Below are 26,450 nucleotides of genomic sequence, written 5' to 3' on the forward strand. Positions count from 1 at the left end.
CGGGCCGCGGCCACGATCCGGCGATCGTGGCCGCGGCCCGTCCCCGCCCGCACCGGTCAGTTGAGCGCCGGCGGACCGTCATGGGCGCCGGTGCCCCACCCGGACGGCTCGGCGCCGACCGTGAACGCCAGCGACCGCATGCCGCGCAGCTGCCGCGTGGTCACGTAGGTGCGGCCGTAGGGGGCGCCGTCGACGCGCGCCGACTGGATGTAGCGGTCGCCGTCCGAGGTGCCGGGCGCCGTCACGGTGAGCGAGCCGCGCGGGTAGTAACGGCGGTCCAGGGTGAGGTCGACCCGCTCGAAGACGGGCGTGGACAGGCCCCAGGTGTCGTAGCCGGGCTGCACCGGGAAGACGCCGATGGACGACAGCACGTTCCACGCGGACATGGTGCCGAGGTCGTCGTTGCCGGTCATGCCGGTCGGGGCGTCCGTGAACAGGGTCAGCGCGGCATGCACCACGTCGGTGGTCTTCCAGGGCTGGCCGGTCGAGAGATAGGTGTAGGGGGCGATGAGGTCGGGCTCGTTCTGCGGGTTGTACTTGTCCGCGTTGTAGTAGTCGTACGGCCCGTTCACCCACACCTCACGGGCCGTTCCGGCGGGGTCCCGCACCAGCTTGTCGTAGGCGAAGAAGGAGTCCAGCCGCTCGTTCGCCGCCTTCTCGCCGCCGATCAGGCCGACCATGCCCGGCAGGTCCTGCGGCACGAGCCACTGGTACTGCCAGGACGTCCCCTCGTGGAACCCCTCGCTCCGCGCCGGGTCGGCCGGGCCGGTGAAGGCGCCCGAGGCGTCGCGCGCGCGGAAGAAGCCGGTCGAGGAGTCGAAGATCCGGCGGTAGTTCTGGGCCCGGGCCGCGTAGCGGGCGGCGTCGGCGTCATGGCCGAGGTCGCGGGCCATCTCGGCGAGCATCGCGTCCGACAGGGCGTACTCCAGGGTCGCCGAGGCGCCGTGGTCGTAGTCCGAGTCGCCCGGCTTCGCGTGCGGCCGGCCCTTGACGTAGGGCGCGAAACCGTCCGCGATGTACTCCTTGTTGGCCTCGCGGCCCACCGCCGGCGAGTCGGCGGGCGGCACCCCGTCGGCGTTCTTCCTGAGGGCGCGGTAGGCCCGCTCCTCGTACCCCTTGAGCAGGCCCTGCTGGTAGGCGTTGGTCAGGAACGGCGTGACCGGGTCGCCGGTCATGATGTTCGTCTCGACCGTGCCGTAGCCCCACTTGGGCAGCCAGCCGCTCTCCTCGTCGATCCTGATCACCGATATCGCCATGTCCCTGGCCTCACGCGGCGCGAGCAGGGACAGCAGTTGCGACTGGGTGCGGTAGGTGTCCCACAGGGACCAGTTCTGGTAGTACGTGAAGCCCCGGGCGCGGTGGACCTTCTGGTCCCAGCCGGTGTACCGGCCGTCGGTGTCGCTGCCGATGTTGGGCGCGAGGAAGGACCGGTACAGCGACGAGTAGAACGTGCGCCGCAGGGTCTCGCCGCCGCCCCGCACCCGTACGTCGTCGAGCCGGTCCTCCCAGGCGCGCTGGGCCGCCGCCCGGACCTGCTGGAACGAACGCCCGCCCTCGGCACGGAGGTTGAGCGCGGCGCCGCGGGCGTCCACGTACGACAGGGCGGTCGTGGCCTCGACGGTGCGGTCCTTGCTCGTGTCGAACCGGACGTACGCGCCGTCCCGGCCGCTGCGGGACCCGTCGCTGACCGTGGAGCCGTCCCAGGTGCCGAACGCGGTGAACGGGCGGTCGAACCGGGTGACGGTGTAGACCGTGTAGGGCTTGGTGTCCTGGCAGAAGCCGCTGCCGGTGATCGCGGTCCGCACGGTCCGGTCGTCGAGCACCTCGACCTTGGTGGAGAGCGTGCGGTGCAGCGACTGCCCGGCGTTGAGCAGGACGTTGGCCTTGTCGGTGGCGGGGAAGGTGTAGCGCTGCACACCGGTGCGCGCGGTCGCCGTCAGCTCGGCGTCGATGCCGGTCTTCAGACCGACCTTGTAGTAGCCGGGGCCGGCCTGCTCGGTGTCGTGGCTGAACTCCGCCTGGTACCGCGCGTAGTCGGTCGACGTGACGTCGCCGGTGGTCGGCAGCACCGGCAGGTCCCCGCCCAAGCCGCAGCCCACGCCGGACAGATGGACGAGCGAGAAGCCCCGGATGTGGTTCTGGGCGTAGTCGTAACCGGTGTTGTGGCCGGTGTCCGGGGACAGTTGCACCATTCCGAAGGGCACGGCGGCGCCCGGGTAGGTGTTGCCCTCGTTCTGGGTGCCGATGAACGGATTGACGAGATCGGTCAGGCGGCCGTCCTGGGTCGCGGCCGCCTGGGCCGTGGGCGCGGCGAGGGCGGCGCCGATCAGCGCTGCCGCCGCGACCACCGTGCCCGCACCGCGTAGGCGTCGGCTCCAACTCGTGCGCGGATGGGTCCCACTCATGGGCGCGTGCGCCTCCCGAGGCTAGACAACGTTGTCAAATCGCACAGCGCGCCCATTCTTTGCGCTGTACGTGTACGCGTCAAGGGTGTGGACGGAGCGGCCCGGATCCCTCCGGGACCCCGGCCGGGCACGAAGGCGGCCGACGGGGCCCGCTCGTACGCCGTGACCCGTCCAGCCAGATGACCCGTCACCTCACCACGGACCGCCCGGCACTTGGCAAGGCGCGCGGGCGGCCACCGCTCGAACGGTGGCCGCCCTCGGTACGGTCTCGGGTCCGGTGCAGCCGCTGCCTATTCGTCGTTCGAGTACTGCGGCTGGGAGGAGACGAACACGTCGGGGCCGGCGATGTCGATCGCCGTCCGGATCTGCTCCGGCGTCCACTCGCTGAAGCCAGGCGGCGGGGCGGACGAGCGAGGCCGTCCCCCGGTCTGATCGGCCAGGTGGGGGCCGAGCCGGCGGACACCACCCGTTCGGGCGGTACATGCGGGCATACACGACCGAACCGGTGGCATCCGGGAAGTGATCACCGACAGGCCTGAGCCACCGCTTCGGGCGGCCCGGTCTCGCCCGTCATCACACCGAGGAGATTCGTCGTGTCACAGGTCGAAGAGTCCATCGAGGTCAACGTCCCCGTCCGTGCCGCCTACAACCAGTGGACCCAGTTCCAGGACTTCCCCCAGTTCATGGACGGCGTCGAGCGTATCGAGCAGCGCACCGACACCCTCATGCACTGGAAGACGAAGATCGGCGGAGTGGAGCGCGAGTTCGACGCCGAGATCACGGAGCAGATCCCCGACGAGCGCGTCGCCTGGTCCACCATCGGCGGCGACGCCAAGCAGGCCGGGGTCGTCACCTTCCACTACATCGACGACAACACCACCAAGATCATGCTGCAGCTCGACTACGACCCTCAGGGCCTGGCCGAGACCGTGGGCGACAAGCTCGGCTTCGTCAAGCGCCAGGCCACCGGCGATCTGCGGCGCTTCAAGGAGTTCATCGAGTCGCGCGGCGGCACGGAGACCGGCGCCTGGCGGGGCGAGGTCTGAGCCGTCGAGCCGCGTCGCTCCGACGGTGCCGGCGCGTCGCCGGGGCGGCGTCAGGGGTCGCCGTTCCCCACGGCGGTCCGCCGTCTGCGGCTCATCGTCGGTGACCACCTCGGCCGTGCGGACCGCGGCGCCCGGCACGCCGGGTCGGCCCAGGTGGTCACCGGTCGCGTCGGTGGCCTCAGGCAGCGATGACGGTGATGACGGCGGCCCGCTCCGCCCGGCGGCAGGCCGGAGCGGGCACCGCGGTGTTCAGGCGCTGGAGGCCTCGCCCTGCGGGTGCGCTCCGGCGGCCTGCGCCTTGTGCAGCTCCGCGGTGAACTGCGCGCCGGCGAGCAGCGCGAGGTTGGACAGCCACAGCCAGATGAGGAAGACGACGATGCCCGCGAGGGACCCGTACAACCGGCTGTAGGTGCCCAGCACATCGGCGTACAGCGCGAAGCCGGCCGAGGCGGTCAGCCACAGCGCGGCGGCCAGCGCGCCGCCGAGCAGGCTGTCCCTGCTCCGGCGGGCCGGGGCCGGTCCGGTGTGGAAGACCACCACGACCAGCACCGCCACCAGGCACAGCAGCAGCGGCCAGCGCGCGATGCCCCAGACGAGCTGCGCGGTGCCGTCCAGGCGCAGCAGCCGGCCGAGGAGCTCGGCGACGGGCCCGGACAGCATCAGCACCAGGGCGCTGACCACGAGCAGGGCCAGCAGGACCAGGGCGGTCGCCACGATGCGGTGCGCCTTGCGCCAGGGCGAGCGGCGGTCGGGGATGCGGTACATGCCGTGCAGGGCACGGCGGAAGACCGCGAGATAACTGCAGGCCGACCACAGGGCGCTGACGGCGCCCGCCGCCATCAGCGTCCAGGTCGTGGAGTGCTGCCTGAGCACACCGGCGAGCACGCCGTGGAGTTCGGCGCCCGACTGGCCGGGGGCGTAGTGGGTGACGTGGGCGATGAACTCCGCGGCCGTGCTGGGGCTGACCAGGCCGAAGGCGAGCACGGTGACCAGCAGCGAGGGGAGGACCGCCAGGATCGAGTAGTAGGTCAGCGCGGCGGCGTAGTCGGTGAGGTCGTCGTTCCACATCGTCACCGGCGTCCGGCGCAGGGCCGGCCACCACTCGCGGGCCGGCCGGGCCAGACCGCCGCGCAGGCCGCGCGGCCGCCGGGCGGGGCGCAGATCAGCGGACATGCGGCGGCCAGGGGGGACGGCGGCCGGAGCACAGGATGGCTGCTGTGCAGAAGGACAACATCTCTTCCAACGATCTGGGCGCGCTGACCTGTCCTGCTCGGTCACGGTCGCCGAAGGCTATCAGCCGGCCCCGGTGAGCTGGCCCGATGCGGTGATCTTGGGCGCAGGGAGCGTGTCGGGGGCAACGAGCGTGCGGCCGGCCTACTCCCTTAGGGGGCGAATGTCATCCCATTGGCGGCGTAATCGGCCGGTCAGGGCGCATTACCGGGTTTGTCGCCGAGAGGATGGTGCCCGACTGACAACGCGAACCGCGAGCATCGGGAGAGATCCGACCAGTGAGCATCCTCAACGAACCTCCCGGAGCAGCGGCAGCCGAGGACTCCTACGAGAACGAGCTGCCGGTCAGGCGCAAGCAGCCCGGCAACGTGGTGGTCAGATGGCTGACGACCACCGACCACAAGACGATCGGCACGCTGTACCTGTCGACGTCGTTCCTGTTCTTTCTCTTCGGCGGTGTGCTGGCGCTGCTCATCCGGGCGGAGCTGGCCCGGCCCGGTCTGCAGATCGTCTCCAAGGAGCAGTACAACCAGCTCTTCACGATGCACGGCACCGTGATGCTGCTGATGTTCGCCACCCCGCTGTTCGCGGGATTCACCAACTGGATCATGCCGTTGCAGATCGGCGCGCCGGACGTGGCGTTCCCACGGCTGAACATGTTCGCCTACTGGCTGTACCTGTTCGGCTCGCTCATCGCTGTGGGCGGCTTCCTCACCCCGCAGGGCGCCGCGGACTTCGGCTGGTTCGCCTACGCCCCCCTGTCGGACGCCATCCGGTCGCCGGGCATCGGCCCGAACCTGTGGATCCTCGGACTGGGCTTCTCCGGCTTCGGCACCATCCTCGGCGCGGTCAACTTCATCACCACGATCACCTGCATGCGCGCGCCGGGCATGACCATGTTCCGCCTGCCGATCTTCACCTGGAACGTGCTGCTGACCTCGGTGCTGGTCCTGTTCGCCTTCCCGGTGCTCGCCGCCGCGCTGTTCGCCCTGGCCGCGGACCGCATCTTCGGCGCCCACGTGTACGACCCGGCCAACGGCGGCGCGATCCTGTGGCAGCACCTCTTCTGGTTCTTCGGCCATCCGGAGGTCTACATCATCGCCCTGCCGTTCTTCGGCATCGTCACCGAGATCATCCCGGTCTTCTCCCGCAAGCCGATCTTCGGTTACATGGGCCTGGTGGCCGCGACCATCGCGATCGCCGGTTTGTCCGTGACGGTGTGGGCGCACCACATGTTCGTCACCGGTGCGGTGCTGCTGCCGTACTTCTCGTTCATGTCATTCCTGATCGCGGTCCCGACCGGGGTGAAGTTCTTCAACTGGATCGGCACGATGTGGCAGGGCTCGCTGTCCTTCGAGACACCGATGCTCTGGGTGGCCGGCTTCCTCGTCACCTTCCTCTTCGGCGGCCTGACCGGCGTCCTGCTGGCGTCCCCGCCGATCGACTTCCACGTCTCCGACTCCTACTTCGTGGTGGCCCACTTCCACTACGTCGTCTTCGGCACGGTCGTCTTCGCGATGTTCGCGGGCTTCCACTTCTGGTGGCCCAAGTTCACGGGCAAGATGCTGGACGAGCGCCTCGGCAAGATCACCTTCTGGACGCTGTTCGTCGGCTTCCACACCACCTTCCTGGTCCAGCACTGGCTGGGCGCCGAGGGCATGCCGCGCCGCTACGCCGACTACCTGGCGGCCGACGGCTTCACCGCCCTGAACACGATCTCGTCCATCGGCTCGTTCCTGCTGGGTCTGTCGATGCTGCCGTTCCTCTACAACGTGTGGAAGACGGCCAGGTACGGCAAGCCGGTCGGCGTGGACGACCCGTGGGGCTACGGCCGTTCGCTGGAGTGGGCGACGACCTGCCCGCCGCCGCGGCACAACTTCCTGACCCTGCCGCGGATCCGCAGCGAATCCCCGGCGTTCGACCTGCACCACCCCGAGGTGGCCCAGTTCGAGCACGAGGCCAATCTGGGCCGGCGTGACGCGGCCGAGCCAGAGGGCGGCCGGCGGTGACGACGCCGAACCGTCCTGGCGCCCCCCGGGGCGGCCAGGACGGCTCGCTCGCCAACGAGGTCGAGGGCTACCTGCTCCTGCACGCGGAGCTCGAGCAGGCCCAGCGGGAGGCCGAGGCGCTCTGCGCCCGCCTGCCCTGGCTCACCACCGGCCAGGCCGAGGACCTCACCCAGCACTACACCGAGCAGCGCCTCGGCCTGACGCGCCAGGCGCTCCAGGTCACGGCCGACCGCGCCAAACGGCTGCGCGGCGAGTACGAGGCCCGCTACCGGGAACTGCGCCGCACGCTGATCCGGCGCCATGCCGTGGCCGCCTGCTTCATCGTCACCTGCACCGGCACCGCGAACACCCTGGCCTGGTACGCGACCCGCTGAACCCCGGTGCCCGGGACGCGGCCGGGTCCGGCGTGTGCCCGGGGGAGCGGGGGGAACCCGGGGCCGGGGGACAGGGTGCGCCGGGGCAGGCAGCCCCGGCCCGGCGAGTGAGGTCCGGCATGCATGACATGGACGACACGGACGACACGGTCGATCTTCATTTCATCGGCAACGCGACGGTTCTGCTGCGCTACCGGGGCCTCACACTGCTGACGGACCCGAACTTCCTGCACCGCGGCGAGCGGGCGCATCTGGGGTACGGCCTGGTCAGCCGCCGGCTCACCGAACCGGCCCTGGACGTGGCGGACCTGCCGCGCCTGGACGGTGTCGTCCTCTCCCACCTGCACGGGGACCACTGGGACCGCCGGGCCAGGAACCACCTGGACCGGTCGGTGCCCGTCGTCACCACACCGCACGCCGCGCGCCGGCTGCGCGCCTTCCAGGGGTTCGGCAGGGCGGGAGGCCTGCGCACCTGGGAGAGCTGCGTCCTCCAGCAGGGGGGTGCGCAGGTGCGGGTGACCTCCCTGCCCGGCCGGCACGCCCTGCGCCCCGTGCTGCGCGGTCTGCTGCCGCCCGTCATGGGCAGCATGCTCGAGTTCGGACCGGCCGGCGGCCCGGTACGGGTACGGCTCTACATCTCGGGCGACACCCTCCTGTACGACGGCCTGGACGAGATCGCCCGGCGTTTCCCGACCGCCGACCTGGCCGTGCTGCACCTGGGCGGCACCCAGCTCCCCGGAGGCTTCGTCGTCACCATGGACGGCGCCCAGGGAGCCGAACTCGCCCGGCGCCTGGACTACCGCCACGTCATGCCCGTGCACTACGACGACTACACGGTCTTCCGCTCCCCGCTGCACGACTTCCTGACCGAGGCCCGCGGGCTGGGCCTCGAGGAGCGGCTGGTGCACTGCCCCCGCGGCCGGCACGCCCGGCTGGCGCCCCGCGCCGACCGGCCCACCGTCCACTGAGCCCGCCGGCACCGTACGGCGGCGGGCTCCCGGTGCGGGCCGGGGCCGGTCATGAGGTGCGACCGGGCCGGGGTGCGGCCGTCGGGTGCGCGGCGCCGGTGAGCCGGTCGAGTATCCGCTGTTCCGAGGGCTGCAGCGGCGGCTCGGAGGTCTTCGGGAGGGCCGGTCCGGTCAGGGCGGCCAGCAGGGCCCTGGGCCGCAGCGCGCGCGTGGCGGGCGTGGTGAGGCTGGTGACGTCCCACAGCGCCGAGGCCGCCTCGTACGTCCCGGTGGCCGCCCGGGTCAGCCGGTTGGTGTACCAGGCGGCGACCCGGTCGGCGGCCCTGGGCCGGGCGCCGACGACGTCCGGGTAGAGGACGTCCACCCCGACGGCGGTCGACCAGGCCGTGTCGACGTGGCGGGCCGCGCCGCGCAGGACGCGCCGGGACAGTCCGGGACCGGTGAGGCCGTGCCGCCGCACCTCCCGGGCCAGGACCTGCGCGCCGAGCGCCGCCACCGACATGCCCTGCCCGTACGCCGGGTTGAACGTCGCCAGCGCGTCACCGAGGACGATCAGCCGCTCTGGCCAGTGGCCGGCCTTCTCCAGGTACCGGCGGTTGTTGTCGGTGCTGTGGCCCCGGCTGACCGCCACGTCGGTGAGCGGTTCGGCGCCGGAGATGAGCCGGCCGACGATGGGGTGAGGCAGGGTGAGGGCGTACTCCAGGAAGCCCTCCGGGTCGCGGGGCGGTTCGCCGCCCCTGGTGCCGGCCGCGCTGACCATCCACCGGTTGCCCTCGATGGGCAGCACCATGGCGCTGCGGCCGGGCCGGCCGTTGTACGGGTTCGCCTGCACCAGGGTCAGCGGGAACGACTCGGCACCCGCCGGGGTCCGGTAGATCCGGGTGGCGTTGGTCAGCCCGGAGTCGATCTTCTTCTCCTCGATCCCGCTGATGCCGATGCCGGCCAGCCAGGCGAGGCTGCCCGAGCCGCGGCCGCTGGCGTCGACGACGATGTCCGCCTCCAGTTCGGGGCCCAGCCCGGCGTCCGCGTCCTGGCCGACACGGACGCCGCCGACCTGCCGGGCGTCGCCGAGGAACCCCTCCACGGTCGCCCGGTGGAAGGAGACGCCGGGCCGGGTCTCGAGCAGGATCTGCCGCAGCACCCAGTCGGTGAGCGCCCGGGTACAGGTGATCATGTGCGGTCCGCTGCGTTTCCAGCGGTGGAACCAGCTGCCGTCCGGAGTGAGGGCCAGCATCCCGTTGCTCAGCGCGATCTCGTGCGCTCCCGCCTTCAGGAGGCGGTCCCGCACGCCGACGGGGAACAGGTCCTCCATCGCGGACAGGCCGCCGGCCATGAGCAGGTGGGCGTGCCGTCCCTGCGGGACGCCACGCCGGTTCTCCGGCCCCTGGGGCAGCTCGTCCCGGTCGAGCACATGGATCTGCAGCGTGGGTTCCGCCAGGGACAGCGCTGCTGCGGCCACCAGTCCGGCGGTGCCGGCTCCGATCACGACAGCTTTGTGCGGCAACGGGCTCTCCTCGTAGTGTTCTTGAGACTGCGTCACTGGGTGTGTATTCGCTCCGGCGCCGCCTTGTGCAGACGGTGCACGGCGTTCGCCAGCTCGACCAGATCGATGGTGATGCGGAACTTCTCCGGTGGATCGGCGGGGCCGGCGCACTCGCCCGACGCACGGCGTAATCCGTCCATGATCATCGCTTCCTCCGATGCGGCGCGTGCCCTGTCCTGGCGCTCACCGCGCTGGACGGCAGCCGCGTACGCGGTGTGGCCGACCCGCTGGTCGAAGTGCGCGGTGAGCTGCAACAGGGCGTCGCGGATATTGGCCTCCAGCAGGTAGAGGCGGTTGCTCGGCAGTTGCCACCACAACTGCCACCAGGTCGGTTCCGCCCTCGGCGCCGTCGCCACGTCCTGCACGGCCGGCCACAGGGGCTTCAGCGCGCGGTAGGTGGCCAGGCTCTGCCGCTCCGCCGCCGCGGCGGAGGCGAGGCGCGGCAGGACGAAGCCGGCGGAGTAGATCAGGGCGCCCAGGGCGGCGGCCGGGGGCGCCACGGTGGTCGACAGGACGTCCAGGTCGTACCCGAGCCAGCGGGCGGCGACCGCGGTCACCTTGGTGAGGGTGAAGCCGAGGGTGTCGACCAGCAGACCCGCGAGGATCAGCCGGAGGCCGATCCGCAGCAGGCCGGTGACCTCGTCCCGCGCCCACTTCAGGCAGACCGCGCTCAGCACGATGGTGCTGGTCAGGTGCCCCACGAGGTAGAGGACGATCATCTCCCTCATGTACGGGGTGTTCGCGTAGTAGGTGTCCAGGTCGGTGAGCCGCTCCGTGCGCGCGTCCGCGAGGGCGAACAGCGCGACGACGGCGACCACGAGCGTGCCGTAGACCGCGACGGTCATCCGGACCATGCGCCGTATCCGCTCCCGCGGCCCGCCCCGCCAGTGGATCAGCAGGATGATCAGCGAGCAGCTGAACGCGGAGATCGAGCCGTAGGTGAGCGGGGCGCCGACGTTGGGGATGCCGGTGGCGCGGTTGACCGCCGCGAGGGTCACCGGCGCCGACCACACGAAGCAGACGGCGGCGAGGAACGTGGTGGCCCGGGTGGCGACGGTCAGCGGGGAGCGGGGAGTCGTGCGTGGTCGGCGCAGCAGCATGGCGGCCAGGGCCAGGAGGAAAGCCGCCGTATACACGACAAGACTCATATCGTGGGGGACTCCGTTCAGGTCCTCTTGCGGTGTGGGGGGACGGGGGCGGTCGTCGTCAGACGCGGGGCCGGGCCGGTCCGGCCCCGCCGGCGACGGGGGCGATGGCCCGCGTCGCGCGTCCTGATCTCTTCAGGGCGTCGGCGATCAGGACCAGGGCCTCGGAGTCGCGGGGGTGCGACAGGCGGGTGGCCGCGCCGGCGGGTTCGAGCAGGGGCTGGGTACTTCGCTGGGCGGCGGCCGCGATGGTGGCGGCCCACGCCGCGGAGACGGCTCTCTCCCGGTCGCCCGTCCGCGTCAGCTCCGCGTCGTGGACCTCGTCGAACAGCCGCGTGTCGAAGAGCGTCTCGATCGCGTGCAGCCCGTTGAGGATGGTGCTCCGGCGCCAGGTGCCCCACAGGAACGGCGAGCAGGGCCGCTCCACCCGCAGGGCGCGGTCGCGCAGCACCGGGTCCAGCGCGGCGTCCAGGGAGGCGAGCCGGAAGAAGTCGCGCCACGCCGAGAAGTGGTAGCCCGCCATCGGCAGCAGCACCCCCGCCACGGTCAGCAGTGCCCCGAGGCCCGCGCAGGCGGACGGTACGGACGTCGCGAGCACCGGCCAGTCCCGGCCCGACCAGCGCGCGACGACGGCGATCAGCTTGGAGACGCTGTACCCGGCGGTGATCACCGTGCCGGTGCCGATCGTCAGCAGACTGGCCCGCAGCCAGGGCCGCTCGCGCACCTCCGCCTCGAAGGCCCAGCGCAGCGACCACAGGGCGCTGACCGTCCCGGCCGTCAGGTGCGCGACCAGGTACAGGACGACCATCTCGGCGATCCAGGGCGTCGTCGCGTAGTACGTGTCGAAGTCGGTGCGCCGCTCCTGCGGCGTCCTGCCCAGCGCGAACAGCGCCGAGATACCGGCGAGAACGGCCGCGTAGCCGCCCATCCAGCGCCGCGTCGTCCGCCGCACCGCGGGGCCGCCGCGCCAGCAGGCGATCAGGATGAGCAGCGAGGCGCTGTAGGCGGTGATCGAGACGTAGGTGAGCGGGGCGGCCAGGTTGGGCACACCGCTGACCCGGTTGATCATCCCGACGGAAGGGGGCGCGCCGAACAGGAAGCACAGCGAGGCGAAAGCCAGCACCGCGTTGATGGCACGCTGGGACAGCTCGCTCCGGTGCCGGATCAGATCGGGCAGCTTGGCCAGCAGTCCGACCCACAGCAGTCCGCAACTGACGTAATTTATCGCCCCGCTCATTTCCGGTTACCCCGATAGTTGAGAGCGTCGGCGATACGGCGGGCCGTCTCACCGGTGATCACATCCCGCTCCATCAGCGCCCGCATCTGCTGGCCGACCCGGATGCCGAACAATTCGGCCTCTTTCTCGGGGTCGTCGTCGAAACGAGAACGTGCGGCAGCCGGCTGTGCGCCGTGCTCATGCCCTGCTTCCAGGGGGCCGCAGCCCCCGGCGGCCGGCTGCTCGGCGGCGAAGCCCTCCCGCTGCCGCATGTGCCACAGCTCGTGGCCGAGTATCTGCGCCTGGTGCCAGATCTCGGCGCCCTGCTCGATGATGACGTCGTCCCGGTCGGCGCGTTCCAGCCACATCCCCGTCGCCTTGAACTCGCGGGGAATGGGCACGCGGTGCACCTCCAGCCGGCGGTCGCCGCGCCACTGCCTGGCGGACTCGACCAGGGCCTCGAACAGGTCCTCCGGACTCCCGGCCGGTCCGGCACCCGGCCCGCCCCCGTCAGCGCCGGTGGCGCTCAGCCTTTCCCGGATGGGGTCGATGAGCGCCGCGGCTAGTCGGCGCATCTCCCGGTCGCGCCTGCGCTGCCTGTGCCACCGGCGGAGCCGGTCCGGGGAACTCATCGGCCGTCCAGCACACGGGCATGCCGGAGGGACTCCGGGGCTCCGCCCAGCCGGGCGCCGGCATCGTCTGCTGCCACCGAGTCCTCTCCCGGGCGCGTAGCTTCGGATCAGGGAACGTGCCTGACGTGAGGGTATCCGCAACGCCCCCCGGCAGGTCACCGGAGTTCGGCATCTCCGATTCGTCCTGCGGCCCGACTGCCCCTTTCCGCGGCGCCAGTTGACACTCCGTGATACCGGTCGACGGAACCAGCACGCGCAGTGACCCCTCCGGCCTACCGGGGTCCGGCCCACGGTCGGCCGTTAATCGCTCAAATCCGCCCGCACCGCTCCGATAGCATGATCCGGCCCAAGACGAGCGTCCTCGACGCCCGTTCCCCGGGAAAGAGGTGCCAACCGGCACAACTGGCGACCCAATAACCTGAGATCTGACAAATCGGCCAAAAAGTTGATACCTATACCATCGCGCGTGTTCTCGCGAATAAACAGCGGAGTCAAGTCCGTGCCGTGGCGTGAACCGCGGACCGTCCTGTGGATCGCCGCGGGGGCGGTGACCCTCGGCTTCCTCGTCGCGCTCGAGATCGCCGCGCATCATTACGGACTCGCTGGACCGATCGCCAGCCAGGCGCGAGAGGTGATCTTCCCGCCCAAGTCGGGCTTCCTGCTGTACGCCAGCATGGCGCTGATGATGGTCGTCCTCACCTGGCGGCAACGCGTCATCGCGCTGTGCACCGCGATCGGCATCGACGCCGTCATCCTGCTGGTGCGCTGGGCCGCGGGGGCCGACCTGACCGAGGGACACCCCTTCGGCAACGGCGCGCTGTGGGTGCTCCTGGGCTGTGCGTTCATCGCCGTCACCCGCCGTACGGGTGCGGAACGCGCCCTGCTGCTGAAGGGCGTCGGGCTGGGTCTGCTGCTCGTGGCCGGCCGCAAGACGGGCGACACCTGGCTGGTCATCACGTCCCAGACGCGCCCGGAGGTGCTCGACCAGTACGTGGCGGCCGCCGACCACGCACTGGGCAACCCGTCGTGGCTGGTGGGCCGGCTCGTCAGGGCCACGGGCCCGGTCGGCGCCCACGCGCTCGACTACGTCTACGCCCAGCTCGCGGTCGCCGCCGTGGTCGTCGCGATGTACCAGTTGCGCAACGTGGCGGCCGAACGCCGCTTCCCGCGCCACCACCTGGTGCGCACCTTCCTGGTCATCGGCCTCATCGGGCCCGGGATCTACATGATCTTCCCGGTGGTCGGACCGGTGTTCGCCTACGGCGCCGACGGCGGGCACTGGGCGGTGGCCAACCTGTGGCCGGACACCCCGACACCGCTGTCCGCCCCGCGGCACATGCCCTTCGACGGCATCACCCCGCGCAACTGCATGCCCAGCCTGCACACCGCCTGGGCCACCGCGATCTTCATCCACTCCCGCAGGGGCCCCCGCCTGCTGCGCTTCGCGGGCGCGTTCTGGCTGGTCGCCACGCTGACCGCGACCCTGGGCTTCGGCTACCACTACGGCGCGGACCTCATCGCCGGCGTGGTGTTCACCCTCACGATCGAGGCGGCCCTGCGTTCCCTCGAACGCGGCTGGGACCGCACGGGGACCTGGCTCGTCGCCCACGGCACGGCGGTGTTCGCGGCGCTCCTCGTCTCCTACCGCTACCTGCCGGTCGAAATGGCCAAGCATCCGTGGGTGTCCGGACCGCTGCTCGTTCTGGCGATGGGCTCGGTGATCCACGCCTACGTACGCGCCACCAGACTCTGGGACCCGCTGCCGCTGCCGGTCCCGAATCCGGAACCGCAACCCGAGCCGGCGTGAGCCCGCCGGGGGCGGCAGGCGAAAGCCGCTCCCGGAATCGCCGCAACCAGCGCACATGCCCTTCATCGCATGGAAAAAACCAGCAATTCCGTGCGTGTGCAGAAGAACCAAGGGCATTCGGTGGCCAGGAGGTTGATAACTATGGTTCCCCTGCTTCTGGTTCTTCTGCTGGCCCTCATTCTCTTCGGCGCGGGTTTCGCCCTGAAGGCACTGTGGTGGATAGCCGTCATCGTGCTGGTCGTCTGGCTGCTGGGCTTCGTCGTCCGGTCCGCGGACGGTTCGGGCCGCAAGGGGCGCTGGTACCGCTGGTAAACGGGTGCACCCCAGCGCACGGAACACGCCACGCCTGATTCGTGGAGGGGCCCGGCCGGGTACGGCCGGGCCCCACGCGTGTGCGCGAGCGCACGGTGCGCTCCCGAGCCCGCGGCGCGCGGGGCCGGGGCGGTCCACCACGGACCGGGCCCGGCTCAGGAAGCGGCCGCGACCGGGGCCGACGCCTCCCAGACGAACCCGTCGGGGTCGCTGAACGGACCGGCGGCGCCGGCGAGCACGAGCCGGTGCGATCCGGTGCCGTCGGCGGGCAGCCCCGCGTCCTTGGCGAGCGCGCGGCGCTTGTACAGAGCGAGCTTCACGGGTCCCGCTCCGGCGGCGAACTCGACGTACGTGCCGCCGAAGCTCCTGCCCACGGTGAGGCCCCGCTCGACGTAGAACCGCTTGCTCGCCCGCACGTCCTCGACGCCCAGCAGCACCACGAACTGGTCGAAGCCGCGGGTGACCGGGCCGGTGTCCTTCTTCGCCGACGTGGCGATCTTCCAGACCGTGCCGTCCGGGGCCTGGACGACTCCGCCGTAACCCCACAGCGACTTCGCGGCGGGCCTGAGGGCGGTCGCGCCGCCGTCGAGGGCCGCGCCGACGAGGGCGTCCACGTCGCCCGGCTGGGACACCACGAGCGACAGCGTGAAGCCGCGGAAGCCGCTCGCCGGTTCCCCGCCGGAGCGCACGCGCACGAGCGAGGGGTCCAGGCCGAAGGCGGTGGAGTGGAAACGGGCGGCGGCCGCGGCGTCGGCCACCTCGAGAACGACGGAGTCGATGGAGGTCATGTCCTCGACCGTAGAGAACACCGGGGCGCCGGGGCTTCTCGAAAACTGACCGATCCCTTCCCGGCGGCACGGCCGGCGGACGGGGTACCCGATCGGCGTCCCCCGGCGCACCCCGCTGCGGCGGAACGGGTGTGACCGCGGGGCCCGGTGGGCGCGCCGCGAGCCCGGCCCCGGCTTTCGGAGTACAGGTGTCCGCGTCGAAGGAAGGGAACCACGATGACTCCGCACAGCGGGCAGCCGGACATCGTCGTCGTCGGCGCGGGCCTCGCCGGCCTGGCCTGCGCACTGGACCTGTGTCACGCCGGCCGGCGCGTCGCCCTGCTCGAGGCGTCCGACGGCGTGGGCGGCCGCATGCGCACGGACCGGCGGGACGGGTTCCTGCTGGACCGGGGCTTCCAGGTGTTCAACACCTCCTACCCGCAGGTGCGGCGGCGCCTCGACCTGAAGGCCCTGCGCCTGCGGCCGTTCACCCCCGGCGTCATCGCGCACACCCCGAGCGGGCCCGTCCGCCTGGCCGACCCGACCAGGCGGCCGAAGGAGGCGGGGTCGCTGCTGCTCGGGAGGGTCCTGCCGGCCCGCGACCTGGCCGCCCTCGCGGCGCTCACCGCACGGGACACCCTGCTGCCCGCCGGCGCTCTCAAGCGGGGCCCGGACCGCTCGACCGCCGCGACCCTGATGCGCGCCGGTGTCTCGGCGCGCACGGTGAACGAGATCCTGCGCCCGTTCCTGTCCGGTGTCTTCCTGGAGGACGAACTGGAGACCTCCGGCCGCTTCTTCCACCTGGTGTGGCGGAGCATGGCCCGCGGGACGCTCTGCCTGCCCGCCGAGGGCGTCGGCGCCGTACCCGCCCGGCTGGCCCGCGACCTGCCCGGCGGCGTGCTGCGGACCCAGACGCCGGTCACCGGGGTCACCGCCGCCGGCGTGCTCCTGGCGGACGGCCGCGAACTGCCCGCCGCGTCCGTCGTCGTGGCGACGGACGCCGGCGCCGCGGCCCGTCTGCTGCCCGGCCTGGCCACGCCGGACACCCGCACCGTCACCACGTACTACCACGCCGCCGCCCGGTCACCGCTGGCCGAGCCGACCCTGATCGTGGACGGCTCCGGTGAGGTGCTCAACACCTGCGTCCTGACCGAGGTGACGCCCACGTACGCGCCGCCCGGCACCGCGCTGGTCTCCACCTCGGTACTGGGACCCGACCGCCCGGAGGCGGGCCGGGCCGTGCTGGGGCGCCTCGCCGAGCTGTACGGCACCGACACCGGCGGGTGGCGGCAGGTCGCCGCGTACACCGTGGCGGGAGCGCTGCCCGCCATGCGGCCGCCCTGGCCGCTGAGCCGCACGACGCGCTTCGCGCCGGGCAGATACGTCTGCGGGGACCACCGGGCGACGGGTTCGGTACAGGGAGCGCTGGCGTCGGGCACCCGGGCCGCCCGGGAGGTGCTGGCCGACCTCGCACGCGCCTGAGCGGCGCGCTCCGCTCACGGGGGCGCGTCACCCCGCGCGCGTTCCTGCCGGCGTACCTCGGCGAGGTCGGCGAGCCGCTCCAGCTGCCGCACGGGCTGCGCGATCCGCTGGTTGCGGGCGAGGCGATCGCGGTGCCGGTCCAGGAACGCCCAGTAGCCGGCGGTGTAGGGGCAGGCGTGCTCACCGGTGCGCTCGCCCGGCCGGTAACGGCAGGGCCCGCACAGGTCGCTCATGCGGTTCACGTACGAACCGCCGGACGTGTAGGGCTTGGTCGTCATCCGGCCGCCGTCGGCGTACTGGGACATGCCGACGACGTTGGGAACCATGACCCAGTCGTACCCGTCGACGAAGCAGCGGTGGAACCAGTCCGTGACCGCGGCGGGGTCCCAGCCCCGCTGCAGGGCGTGGCTGCCGAGGATCATCAGCCGGGGGATGTGGTGCGTCCACCCCGTGTCCCGCACCTGCGCCAGGACCGTGCGCAGACAGCGTGCCCCGACCGCGTCCGCGTCCAGCTCGGTCCACCAGCCGGGCAGCGGGGCGGTGTGCCGCAGGAAATTGGAACGCCGGTACTCCTCACCGAAGTACCAGTACAGCTGCCACACGTACTCGCGCCAGCCGGCGATCTGCCGGACGAAGCCCTCCACACTGCCGAGCGGCGCCCGCCCGGCGCGCCACTCCGCCTCCGCACGCTCGACGCACTCGGCCGGGTCGAGCAGGCCGAGGTTGAGCGAGGAGGACAGCAGACTGTGGCTCATCACCGGGTCCTCGGCGAGCACGGCGTCCTCGTAGGGCCCGAAGGTGCCGAGCCGATGGGACAGGAAGCGTTTCAGGGCGGCTCGCGCCTCGGCGCGGGTCGCGGGGAACGAGCGGGGGCCGTCACGTCCGACGAAGGACACGTCGCCGTCCCGCTCCCAGCGGTCGAGGTCGTGCCGGACCTCCTCGTCGATCCCGTCCTCCCGGGGGCGGTAGGGCGCGGGCACCGGAAGGGTCCGCGCGCCGCCGGGCGGCGGACGCCGGTTGTCGTGGTCGTAGTTCCACTGGCCGCCGGCCGGGGCCTCACCGTCCATCAGCAGGCCGTGTCCGCGGCGCACCCAGTGGTAGAAGTCCTCCTGCCGCAGGCGTTTGCCGCCGTGCCCGTCCGCCCACGCCGCGAAGTCGGCCATCGGCACCAGGAAGCCCCGCGCGGGGCCCACGGTGACCCGGGGGAGTGAGCGCACCAGCCGTGCGGCGGCGTACGACGTCGGGTGGTGCACGGTGACCGGGCGGCCGCCCGCAGCGCGCTCCAGGCCCTCCCGGTAGGTGCCGGCCCGTACGTACGTCATCCGGTCGCCGAGCTCGGCCGCCCGGTGGCGCATCGCGGACAGCACCAGGTGTGCCTTGGCCCGGTGGAAGCGCCTGCGCCGGAACACCGACCGGGCCTCGATCATCAACAGCGGTGTGTCCCGGCCGGGGCCGTCCTCGCCGGGGGTGAGGAAGTGCGGTCCGAGCTGGTCGCCGAAGAGCCAGTGCACGGTGCGTCCCGGCTCAGCCGCGGTGGCGGGCATACGGCGCGTACCAGCCGTCGTCGTGCATGGGGGTCTCCCGTCGAGGGCTTCGGGCGGTGCCGGCCGGTCGCGGCCGGGCGGCCGGGACCGGGCCGCCCACCCATCACTTCCCGGAACGGCTGGCCGGCCGATGCGCGGCACGGCGGCGCACCACCCGACCGGGGCCGCCAGTCGGCCGAAGGGCGCGAGACGTCAGCCGCCGGCGGTGAGGGCGACGGCGAGGGCGGCGACGATGAGGGCGTACGCGGCCACGGTGAGCGCGGCCCGGGCCAGACGCAGCGCGTTCACACGCGGCCGGGCCGGCGGCGTGAAGCTGCAACAGGGCTGCTGCGAGGGCCGGGCGGGGACCTCCAGCCAATAGGAACCCAGCAGGCGCGAGGTGCCGGTGAGAGATGCGTGTTCGTCATGCACGTGCGGGCAAACGGACGTGGGACACGGCGAGTTGCGGCGGCGGGCGCGGTCGGCATCAGACCGTGATCTCGCATAGTTCGCGGGCATCTGCCGGCGAGCCGTCCCGGTGACGCCCGACGAGGAGGACCACCCGCCCCCCGCGGCGCGGCCGGCGGGCTAGCGCACCCCGGCCGCCGGCTCCGCAGATTTGTTGCGAGCCGCAGGCGTGGGTGCAGGATGTGGGGGTAAGCGCTGCGTGGTCAGCCCCTCGCCAATGGCAAGAGCCGCGGGGAGGACAGCAGCGGCGGGTCCGGGATTTCGGGAGGGGAAGCATGACGCTCACGAGCATGGTGGCAAGAGGCACGCGGACGGCGGAACTGCCGGAGGTCGCCGACCCCTCCAAGGTGGCGCCCAAGGACGCCCGCGAACTGTCCAGGCTGTTCTTCCGGCAGCTCGCGGAGCTGGAGGAGGGCACCCCGGAGTACCAGTACGCGCGCAACACGCTGATCGAGATGAACATGTCCCTGGTCCGCTTCGCGGCCGGCCGGTTCCGCAGCCGGGGCCCGGAGGAGATGGAGGACATCGTCCAGGTCGGCATGATCGGCCTGATCAAGGCGATCGACCGGTTCGAGCTGTCCCGGGAGGCGGAGTTCACCTCCTTCGCCATCCCGTACATCGTGGGCGAGATCAAACGATTCTTCCGCGACACCACCTGGGCCGTGCACGTGCCCCGGCGCCTGCAGGAGGCCCGGGTGCAGCTCGCCCGCGCCACGGAGGAACTGCAGAGCCGGCTGGGCCGCATGCCGACGGCCGGGGAACTGTCGGAACTGATGAGCCTGTCCGAGGAAGAGGTGCGCGAGGCCCGGCTCGCCGCGAACGGCTACAACTCCTCCTCCCTGGACGCCACCATCAACGGCAGCGTGGACGGCGAGGCGGCGCTGGAGCACTTCATCGGCGCCGAGGACGCGGCGCTGGAGCTGGTGGAGGACTTCCACGCGCTGGCCCCGCTGATCGCCGGGCTCGGCGAGCGGGACCGGCAGATCATCCACATGCGGTTCGTGGAGGAACTCACGCAGGCCCAGATCGGCGAACGCCTGGGCGTCTCGCAGATGCACGTCTCGCGCCTGCTCTCGCGCACCCTCGCCCGGCTCCGCGAGGGCATGCTCAGCGGCCGCTGACCACTCGGCCCGCGCACGGAACCCGATGCCCGTCACTTACCTGACGGGCATCGGCCGTGTCCGTACCGCCGGACGGCCGCGTGCGGCGGAGAGGGCAGGATTCGAACCTGCGTGGGCCCCGAGGGGGCCCGACCGTGAGGCGAGCTCGCTGGTCCCCGATCAACCGCTCCGGGCACCTCTCCCTGACCGGCCCGGGCGCCTTCCCCGTGCCGCTCACGGGAAAGAGCCTGCCGTGTCCCTCTGACGGGACGCCGACGCGGCACTGACGCCCGCCGTGGAGCGGCGTGCGGGCCGCGCGGTCCCGCGCGCGGCCCGCGCCGGCTCAGCCTGCGTCGATCTGGTGGTCGGCCCAGACGTAGCTCTCCGGCAGCAGGTCCGCGACGGGGACCGCCCGGAGGCCGTCGGCGCTGCCGACGATGACCCGGAGCGCGGGGAAGTAGTCGAGCAGCACCTGGCGGCAGCGGCCGCACGGCGGAACGACCCCGCGGTCGCGGTCGCCCACGGCGACCATCGTCTCCAGGTCGTATGCCCCCTGGGCGGCCGCCGCGCCGATGACGACCAGCTCGGCGCAGGGCCCTCCGGTGAAGTGGTAGGCGTTCACCGCCGTGACGATCCGGCCGTCGCGGGCCCGGGCCGCGGCTGCCATGGTGTGGTTGTCGCCCCGGCAGCGCGTGCCGGCGACGTCCGCCGCGGCCTGGACGAGTTCGTGGTCCACGGGGTGGGCCTGCGTGTTCATGTGCTGAGCCTCCTTCAGATGTCCAGCGACCTTGACCCGCGGAACGGAAGCCGCGCAAGCCCCTATCGACGGCGTGCCTGCCCGGGATGCCGTCCGTGCCCCGTGGACCCGGGGGGTCAGTTCAGATGCCGGGCGAAGAACCGCACGGCACCGTCCAGTTCGAAGACCGGAAGCCCGCCGTGCCCGCCGGGGTTGGCGTGCAGCGTCTTCTCGGCCGAGGCCAGGGCGTCGAACAGCGCGAGCCCCGCCGCCCGGGGCACCCGCTCGTCGTCCCACTGCAACACGAACTCCACCGGAACGGTGATCCGCGAGGCGGCTTCCACCGAGGACGGCGCCGCCGCCCCGCCCAGCCCCAGCACGGCCGCACGGACCCGGGGCTCGGCGGCGACGAAGGGGACTCCGAGCCCGCAGCCGAGCGACACACCCCAGTAGCCCACCGGACCGGCGCCCACGTCCTCCACCGCCTGGACCGCGTCCAGCACCGCCCGCCATTCCGGCACGGTCCGGCGGGCCACGAGCGCCTGGAACTCCGCGATCAGCGGGCCCGGTTCCGCGCCCGCTTCCACAAGCGCCTGGTTCTCGGCCGCGAGCCGGCCGTACTCCTCGTGCAGGGGCCGGTCACCGTGGCCCGGAACGTCGACCACCGCCACCGCGAAGCCGAGCCCGGTCACGAAGCGGCGCGCCAGGGCGACGACGTCCGGGTCCTTCTTGTGGCGGCCGCCGCCGTGCCCGATCAGGACGAGGGGACGAGTGCCCGTGGCGCCCGCGGGCGTCCACAGCACACCGGGGATCTCGCCGAGGTGGAAAAGTCGTTCGGTGACGCCGTCGGACGACGTCGCGGAGGTGAAGCGCATGGCCTTGGCCCTTCGGGATGCCTTACGCGGGCACTCCCCGGACCGTGCGAGCGAGGGAGTCCCGACCTGTCGAAGCGTTGATCGGTCTCACCTCCTCGGTTCGCAGCGGCGCACGTCGGTCAGAACGTATCACCGCGCGAACCGGCGCCGCACGGAACCGGCCCGGTCCCGGACGGATTACGGCGCGCAGAAAAACTTCGCCGAACTATGTCGAGAACCCGTGGCCGGCTCCGTCCCCGGGGTGAAGGCGGCCAGAATGGGCCGTCCCGGTACCGAGGAGTCACACCATGGCGAAGTACTTGCTGCTCAAGCACTACCGCGGCGCTCCGGCGGCGGTCAACGACGTGCCGATGGACCAGTGGACGCCGGAGGAGATCTCCGCGCACATCCGGTACATGCAGGACTTCGCGGCCCGGCTCGAGGGGACGGGAGAGTTCGTCGACGGTCAGGCGCTCGCCCCCGAAGGGGCGTGGGTCCGCTACGACGGCGAGGGGCGCCCGCCGGTGACCGACGGCCCGTTCGCCGAGACGAAGGACCTCATCGCCGGCTGGATGGTGATCGACGTCGACAGCTACGAACGGGCCGTCGAACTGGCCGGAGAGCTGTCGGCGGCACCGGGCGCGGGCGGGAAGCCGATCCACGAGTGGCTCGAGGTGCGCCCCTTCCTGGCCGCGCCGCCCACCATCACGGAGTGACGTCACCCATGGACGAGGCACTGCTCAGGAGCCTCACGCCGGGCGTCATCGCCGTCCTCGTCCGCCGCGGAGCCGACTTCGCGGCGGCCGAGGACGCCGTCCAGGACGCACTGGTCGAGGCGGTGCGGGTGTGGCCGGCCGACCCGCCGGGGGACCCGAAGGGGTGGCTGGTCACCGTGGCCTGGCGCCGGTTCCTCGACGCGGCGCGGGCGGACACCTCGCGCCGCCGGCGTGAGGACCGGGCCGAGGAGGAGCCGCCGCCGGGTCCCGCGCCCGCCGTGGACGACACGCTCCAGCTCTACTTCCTGTGCGCCCACCCCTCGCTGACGCCGGCGTCGGCGGTCGCGCTCACGCTGCGCGCCGTCGGCGGTCTGACCACCCGGCAGATCGCGGCGGCCTACCTGGTGCCCGAGGCGACCATGGCGCAGCGCATCAGCCGGGCCAAGCGCACCGTGCGGGGGGTGCGGTTCGACCGGCCCGGCGATGTCGCCACGGTGCTGCGCGTGCTCTACCTGGTGTTCAACGAGGGCTACTCGGGCGACGTCGACCTCGCCGCCGAGGCCATCCGCCTCACCAGGCAGCTCGCGGCCCGGATCGACCACCCGGAGGTGGCGGGCCTGCTCGCGCTCATGCTGCTGCACCACGCCCGGCGGGCCGCCCGGACGGCGCCCGACGGCGCTCTGGTGCCGCTCGCCGAGCAGGACCGCGCCCGCTGGGACACCGCCTCGATCGCCGAGGGGGTCGGGGTGCTGCAGGCGGCTCTCGCCCGGGACCGGCTGGGCGAGTTCCAGGCCCAGGCCGCGATCGCGGCGCTGCACGCCGACGCGCCCACCGCCGGGGAGACCGACTGGGTGCAGATCGTCGAGTGGTACGACGAGCTCGCACGCCTGACCGACAGCCCCGTCGTCCGGCTCAACCGTGCCGTCGCCGTCGGCGAGGCGGACGGGCCGCGCGCCGGGCTGGCTGCGCTCGCCACGCTGGACGACTCGCTGCCCCGGTACACGGCGGTGGCGGCCTACCTGCACGAGCGCGACGGCGACCTGGCGACGGCGGCACGGCTGTACGCCGAGGCGGGCCGCAAGGCGTCCAACCTGGCCGAACGCGACCACCTCGTCCGCCGGGCCGCCCGGCTCAACGCCCGCCGGGCCCGTTGACCGGGCGTCATCCGGACGTACCGGCACGCGGCTCGGCGGGGCGCCGGCCGTGATGTCCGGTGAACCGGAGGGGGATGTCAGACCAGGGTCGTGATGCAGAACGGGTGACCGGCGGGGTCCAGCAGCACCCGCCAGCGTTCGGGCTGCGGCTGGAACCCGGGCTTGGTGGCGCCCAGGCCCAGCAGGTGCTTCTCTGCGACGTCCAGGTCGTCCACGCCCACTTCGATGTGGGCCTGCTTCTCCTGGGCCGGGTCCGGCCAGGTGGGCGGGCGGTAGCCGGCCAGGCGGTTGAAGGCGAGGCCGGTCGCGCCCTCCTTGCCCAGCAGGATGAAGTCGTCGCTGGTGAAGTGCGCCGACATGCCGAGCAACCCGCCGTAGAACCGGGCCAGTTCGGCAGGGTCGGCGCAGTCGAAGGTGACGGCGACGTAGCGGAAAGCGGGTGCGGAAGTGGTGTCCGTGCTCATGGGGGAACGCTATGCGCCGACCCGGACAGTTCCGGTCCTGGTCGTGGTGCGGTGTGGGAAACTTCCCCGGGTGATCGGCTCATCCGCCCGCCTGCTGCGGCTGCTGTCCCTGCTGTCCTCCCGGCCGTCGTGGACCTGTGCCGAACTGGCCGCGCGGATGGGGGTCACGGACCGCACGGTGCGCCGGGACGTCGCCCGGCTCCGCGAGCTGGGCTACACCGTCGACTCCGAGGCGGGCCCCTGGGGCGGCTACCGCCTCCGCGCGGGCTCGCGGGTGCCGCCGCTGGTCCTCGACGACGAGGAGGCGCTGGCCGTGGCGGCCGGACTGCGGGAGGCGGCGCAGGGCACCGCCTCGGGCGGTGACCAGGCCGCGCTCTCCGCGCTGCTGAAGCTGCGCCAGGTGCTGCCCCCGCGGATCGCCCGGCGGCTCGGCGACCTGGACGACGCGTTCGTCAGCCTGCCCACGGCCGACGGGCCGCGCGTCGCGACGGGCATGCTGCTGGAGCTGGCGGCCGCCTGCCGGCGCGGTGAACGGGCCCGGCTGTCCTACGTCGACGCGGAGGGGCGCACGACGCTCCGGGAGGTGGACCCGTACCGGCTTGTGTGCACCGGACGCCGCTGGTACTTCGTGGCCCGGGACGTGGCGCGCGGCGAGTGGCGGACGTTCCGGGCCGACCGGGTCGGCCGGCTGCAGCCCACCGGCCGGCCGGCGGACCTGGGCGATCCGCCCGACCCGGCGCGGCTGGTCTCCCGCAACATCGCGAACGGCCCCTACCCGGTCTCGGCGACCGTCCGTATCCCGCTCCCCATGGACGCGGCGCTACGGCTCGTCCCCGCGACGGTCGGCACCCATCGCGCCGACGGTCCCGACGCGACCGTGGTCGACATAGGCGGCCCCGACCCGGACGGCCTCGCGCGCTACCTCCTCGGCCTCGGCACACCGCTGCGGGTCCTCGCACCCGACTCGGTACGGCAGGCCCTGGTGGAGCGCGCCCGTCGGCTCCTGGAGGCCCAGGGGTGACCGCGCCCTCGCCGGAGCGGGGCGCCGTGCGGGGCGCGGCGGACGCGGGCGGGTCTCAGACCTCGACGCGGGGCCGGGCGGGGCTGAGGTAGTGCACCGCGGTGCGGTCGGCCCGCGGGACGAGCAGGCCCTGCAGCTCGTCCGCGGCGAGCTTGAGGAGGTGGCCGTCGCGGGTGGCGTGGAGGGTCTCCAGGAGGAAGGCGACCGTGGTTGAGTCCTCGGTGACCCGGGTGCGATGGGCGTCGCGGTGGTTCCAGTGCCGGGTGAGGACGTCCGTGCCGTCGAGGTAGACGATCTCGCCGGGCTTGGGGTGTTCGACGGTGCCGGCCTCGCCGAGGGGGGTGAACGTCTCGCTGCCTTCGGCGTGACGGATCTCGACCTCGCCGGTGACGTGGTCGAGGTCGAAGGCGCCGGCGGGCAGGCCGTGGCGGACGGAGACGGCGTTGTAGGAGTCGACGGCCCGGTTGATGCGCGGCAGGGTGCCCTTCTTGGTGAGACGGCGGCCGAGGGCGTCGACGCTGGGGCGGATGCGGCGGGGGTTGGTGCCGAAGGAGCGGTAGGCGGTGTGCCACGCGTCGATCCGGGGGTCCTGCTCGTCGGCGGGCTGCCAGGTGCCGTCGGCGAGTTGCTGCTCCAGGGCCTCCAGCGCGGCGGTGGTGTCGGGCCAGGGCTCCCGGCCGCGCAGACCGGCGGCGGTGACCACGGCGATGAGGGTGTCGGGGAAGGCGTCGGCGACGGCGGGGCTGATGCGGAAGACGGTCATGAGCGGATTCCTGTTTCGTGCGCGTGTGCGGGGCGGGGTCAGGGCTTCCAGGGGCCGATGCGGTCCAGGCGGCGAAGCTGCTGCTGTGCGGCGGGCACGTCGAGGCCCTGCCCGCGCCCGGTGAGGTGGCCGGCCACGGCCGTGCGGTGCTCGACCGGTTTGTGGTCGTCGTACTTGAACTTGGCCCGCACCTCGACGACTTCCAGCTCCAGGCCGCGGATGCCGGGCAGCATGCGCCCGTAGGGCGGCCGGCCGGGGTTGATCGGGGCGTGGTCGCCGTCGGGCTGGAAGTGCGCCATCTGCCGGCGCAGCAGCTCGGCCTTGGCCTCGGGGTCGTCGACGACGCGGGCCCGGCAGGAGAACTGCACGGCCGCGTAGTAGCTGGTGGGCACGCCGTCGGTGGGCGGGGTGCCGGGCTCGGCGCGCCAGGGTCCGGGGACGAACGCGTAGTCGCCGAAGACGGTGAAGGTGACGTTGGGGTCGTGCTCGATCGCCGCCCAGACCGGGTTGGGCCGGGCGAGGTGTATCAGCAGCCGGCCGGCGTCGGTGGTGAAGTGGGTGGGGACGACGGCGGGCGGGTGGCCGGGCAGCCCGTTGACGCTGAGCTGGCCGAAATCGTGCCCGTCGGCGATCCAGGCCCGCCATTCGGCGTCGTCCAGGCAGGCGTCCCAGGGCTGGATGAACATGCGGTTCTCCTTGCGGCGAGGGGGAGGGG

25 protein-coding genes and 1 pseudogene are annotated in these 26,450 nt (G+C 72.6%); 11 read left to right on the forward strand and 15 right to left on the reverse strand.

Annotated features, from left to right (window positions below):
- Positions 1-56: 56 nt before the first annotated feature.
- Positions 57-2,405 (reverse strand): GH92 family glycosyl hydrolase, encoded by a 2,349-nt coding sequence (locus tag TNCT1_RS21085; RefSeq protein WP_143634435.1) that lies wholly within the window; start codon positions 2,403-2,405, stop codon positions 57-59.
- 593 nt (positions 2,406-2,998) lie between these two features.
- Between TNCT1_RS21085 and TNCT1_RS21095 the strand changes: the two genes are divergently transcribed.
- The gene (locus tag TNCT1_RS21095; protein WP_143634439.1) at positions 2,999-3,451 is read left to right on the forward strand and encodes an SRPBCC family protein; all 453 of its coding nucleotides are present in this window, start codon (positions 2,999-3,001) and stop codon (positions 3,449-3,451) included.
- Positions 3,452-3,700: 249 nt separating this feature from the next.
- Here the strand turns inward: TNCT1_RS21095 and TNCT1_RS21100 are convergent, their stop codons facing one another.
- Positions 3,701-4,624, reverse strand: a complete 924-nt coding sequence (locus TNCT1_RS21100; RefSeq protein ID WP_174266379.1) for a YihY/virulence factor BrkB family protein — start codon at positions 4,622-4,624, stop codon at positions 3,701-3,703.
- Positions 4,625-4,959: 335 nt separating this feature from the next.
- Here TNCT1_RS21100 and ctaD point away from each other — a divergent pair, with 335 nt between their 5' ends.
- The 3 genes from ctaD to TNCT1_RS21115 all read left to right on the forward strand — a co-directional run bounded on the left by ctaD (position 4,960) and on the right by TNCT1_RS21115 (position 8,032).
- A complete protein-coding gene (gene ctaD / locus TNCT1_RS21105; protein WP_143634441.1) occupies positions 4,960-6,690 on the forward strand; it encodes a cytochrome c oxidase subunit I in 1,731 nt (576 codons plus the stop codon).
- Complete coding sequence (locus TNCT1_RS21110; protein WP_174266380.1) at positions 6,687-7,064, forward strand: hypothetical protein; 378 nt, start codon at positions 6,687-6,689, stop codon at positions 7,062-7,064. Before ctaD ends, TNCT1_RS21110 begins: the two co-directional genes overlap by 4 nt.
- Positions 7,065-7,183: 119 nt before the next feature.
- On the forward strand, positions 7,184-8,032 hold the full coding sequence (locus tag TNCT1_RS21115) for an MBL fold metallo-hydrolase (protein ID WP_373920492.1): 849 nt from the start codon (positions 7,184-7,186) through the stop codon (positions 8,030-8,032).
- Between the two features lie 49 nt (positions 8,033-8,081).
- Here the strand turns inward: TNCT1_RS21115 and TNCT1_RS21120 are convergent, their stop codons facing one another.
- From TNCT1_RS21120 to TNCT1_RS21135, 4 genes are read right to left on the reverse strand one after another with little or no spacing between them, the layout of a single operon-like run.
- Positions 8,082-9,536: an FAD-dependent monooxygenase gene (locus tag TNCT1_RS21120; RefSeq protein ID WP_143634444.1), complete on the reverse strand. Its 1,455-nt coding sequence runs from the start codon at positions 9,534-9,536 to the stop codon at positions 8,082-8,084.
- A gap of 32 nt (positions 9,537-9,568) precedes the next feature.
- Positions 9,569-10,723, reverse strand: coding sequence for an MAB_1171c family putative transporter (locus TNCT1_RS21125; RefSeq protein WP_143634446.1), 1,155 nt, complete (start codon positions 10,721-10,723; stop codon positions 9,569-9,571).
- 58 nt (positions 10,724-10,781) lie between these two features.
- The gene (locus TNCT1_RS21130; RefSeq protein ID WP_216856670.1) at positions 10,782-11,957 is read right to left on the reverse strand and encodes a hypothetical protein; all 1,176 of its coding nucleotides are present in this window, start codon (positions 11,955-11,957) and stop codon (positions 10,782-10,784) included.
- Complete coding sequence (locus TNCT1_RS21135) at positions 11,954-12,511, reverse strand: toxin (RefSeq protein ID WP_235902779.1); 558 nt, start codon at positions 12,509-12,511, stop codon at positions 11,954-11,956. Before TNCT1_RS21135 ends, TNCT1_RS21130 begins: the two co-directional genes overlap by 4 nt.
- Before the next feature lie 556 nt (positions 12,512-13,067).
- Between TNCT1_RS21135 and TNCT1_RS21140 the strand changes: the two genes are divergently transcribed.
- Positions 13,068-14,375, forward strand: coding sequence for a phosphatase PAP2 family protein (locus tag TNCT1_RS21140; RefSeq protein ID WP_143634629.1), 1,308 nt, complete (start codon positions 13,068-13,070; stop codon positions 14,373-14,375).
- A 141-nt stretch (positions 14,376-14,516) separates the two neighbouring features.
- Positions 14,517-14,687 carry a DUF5670 family protein gene (locus TNCT1_RS21145; protein ID WP_143634452.1) on the forward strand — a complete coding sequence of 57 codons (171 nt, stop codon included), beginning with the start codon at positions 14,517-14,519 and terminating at the stop codon, positions 14,685-14,687.
- 155 nt (positions 14,688-14,842) lie between these two features.
- Here the strand turns inward: TNCT1_RS21145 and TNCT1_RS21150 are convergent, their stop codons facing one another.
- Positions 14,843-15,475, reverse strand: a complete 633-nt coding sequence (locus TNCT1_RS21150; RefSeq protein WP_143634457.1) for a glyoxalase — start codon at positions 15,473-15,475, stop codon at positions 14,843-14,845.
- Between the two features lie 216 nt (positions 15,476-15,691).
- Here TNCT1_RS21150 and TNCT1_RS21155 point away from each other — a divergent pair, with 216 nt between their 5' ends.
- Positions 15,692-16,936, forward strand: a complete 1,245-nt coding sequence (locus TNCT1_RS21155) for an NAD(P)/FAD-dependent oxidoreductase (RefSeq protein ID WP_143634460.1) — start codon at positions 15,692-15,694, stop codon at positions 16,934-16,936.
- A 14-nt stretch (positions 16,937-16,950) separates the two neighbouring features.
- Here TNCT1_RS21155 and TNCT1_RS21160 read toward each other — a convergent pair whose 3' ends face one another.
- A complete protein-coding gene (locus tag TNCT1_RS21160; protein ID WP_235902781.1) occupies positions 16,951-18,480 on the reverse strand; it encodes a cryptochrome/photolyase family protein in 1,530 nt (509 codons plus the stop codon).
- 192 nt (positions 18,481-18,672) lie between these two features.
- Positions 18,673-18,891 carry a hypothetical protein gene (locus tag TNCT1_RS21165; protein WP_143634463.1) on the reverse strand — a complete coding sequence of 73 codons (219 nt, stop codon included), beginning with the start codon at positions 18,889-18,891 and terminating at the stop codon, positions 18,673-18,675.
- A 311-nt stretch (positions 18,892-19,202) separates the two neighbouring features.
- Here TNCT1_RS21165 and TNCT1_RS21170 point away from each other — a divergent pair, with 311 nt between their 5' ends.
- Positions 19,203-20,048 carry an RNA polymerase sigma factor SigF gene (locus TNCT1_RS21170; RefSeq protein ID WP_143634466.1) on the forward strand — a complete coding sequence of 282 codons (846 nt, stop codon included), beginning with the start codon at positions 19,203-19,205 and terminating at the stop codon, positions 20,046-20,048.
- An 86-nt stretch (positions 20,049-20,134) separates the two neighbouring features.
- Here the strand turns inward: TNCT1_RS21170 and TNCT1_RS35605 are convergent.
- The 3 genes and pseudogenes from TNCT1_RS35605 to TNCT1_RS21180 all read right to left on the reverse strand — a co-directional run bounded on the left by TNCT1_RS35605 (position 20,135) and on the right by TNCT1_RS21180 (position 21,638).
- Positions 20,135-20,230: pseudogene (locus TNCT1_RS35605) on the reverse strand.
- Between the two features lie 140 nt (positions 20,231-20,370).
- Positions 20,371-20,784: a cytidine deaminase gene (locus TNCT1_RS21175; RefSeq protein WP_143634469.1), complete on the reverse strand. Its 414-nt coding sequence runs from the start codon at positions 20,782-20,784 to the stop codon at positions 20,371-20,373.
- Between the two features lie 116 nt (positions 20,785-20,900).
- A complete protein-coding gene (locus TNCT1_RS21180; protein WP_143634473.1) occupies positions 20,901-21,638 on the reverse strand; it encodes a dienelactone hydrolase family protein in 738 nt (245 codons plus the stop codon).
- 287 nt (positions 21,639-21,925) lie between these two features.
- Between TNCT1_RS21180 and TNCT1_RS21185 the strand changes: the two genes are divergently transcribed.
- A complete protein-coding gene (locus TNCT1_RS21185) occupies positions 21,926-22,333 on the forward strand; it encodes a YciI family protein (RefSeq protein ID WP_143634475.1) in 408 nt (135 codons plus the stop codon).
- A gap of 8 nt (positions 22,334-22,341) precedes the next feature.
- Complete coding sequence (locus tag TNCT1_RS21190) at positions 22,342-23,487, forward strand: RNA polymerase sigma factor (protein ID WP_143634633.1); 1,146 nt, start codon at positions 22,342-22,344, stop codon at positions 23,485-23,487.
- A gap of 77 nt (positions 23,488-23,564) precedes the next feature.
- Here the strand turns inward: TNCT1_RS21190 and TNCT1_RS21195 are convergent, their stop codons facing one another.
- The gene (locus TNCT1_RS21195) at positions 23,565-23,951 is read right to left on the reverse strand and encodes a VOC family protein (protein WP_143634477.1); all 387 of its coding nucleotides are present in this window, start codon (positions 23,949-23,951) and stop codon (positions 23,565-23,567) included.
- 70 nt (positions 23,952-24,021) lie between these two features.
- On the opposite strand from TNCT1_RS21195, the gene TNCT1_RS21200 reads away from it, so the two are divergent.
- Positions 24,022-24,972, forward strand: a complete 951-nt coding sequence (locus TNCT1_RS21200) for a YafY family protein (RefSeq protein ID WP_143634479.1) — start codon at positions 24,022-24,024, stop codon at positions 24,970-24,972.
- A gap of 55 nt (positions 24,973-25,027) precedes the next feature.
- Here TNCT1_RS21200 and TNCT1_RS21205 read toward each other — a convergent pair whose 3' ends face one another.
- Positions 25,028-25,735 (reverse strand): B3/4 domain-containing protein, encoded by a 708-nt coding sequence (locus TNCT1_RS21205; RefSeq protein ID WP_143634481.1) that lies wholly within the window; start codon positions 25,733-25,735, stop codon positions 25,028-25,030.
- A gap of 38 nt (positions 25,736-25,773) precedes the next feature.
- A complete protein-coding gene (locus tag TNCT1_RS21210; RefSeq protein ID WP_143634483.1) occupies positions 25,774-26,421 on the reverse strand; it encodes an FMN-binding negative transcriptional regulator in 648 nt (215 codons plus the stop codon).
- Positions 26,422-26,450: the final 29 nt, after the last annotated feature.

Source organism: Streptomyces sp. 1-11 (assembly GCF_007176755.1).
In the GTDB taxonomy this organism is placed as follows: domain Bacteria; phylum Actinomycetota; class Actinomycetes; order Streptomycetales; family Streptomycetaceae; genus Streptomyces.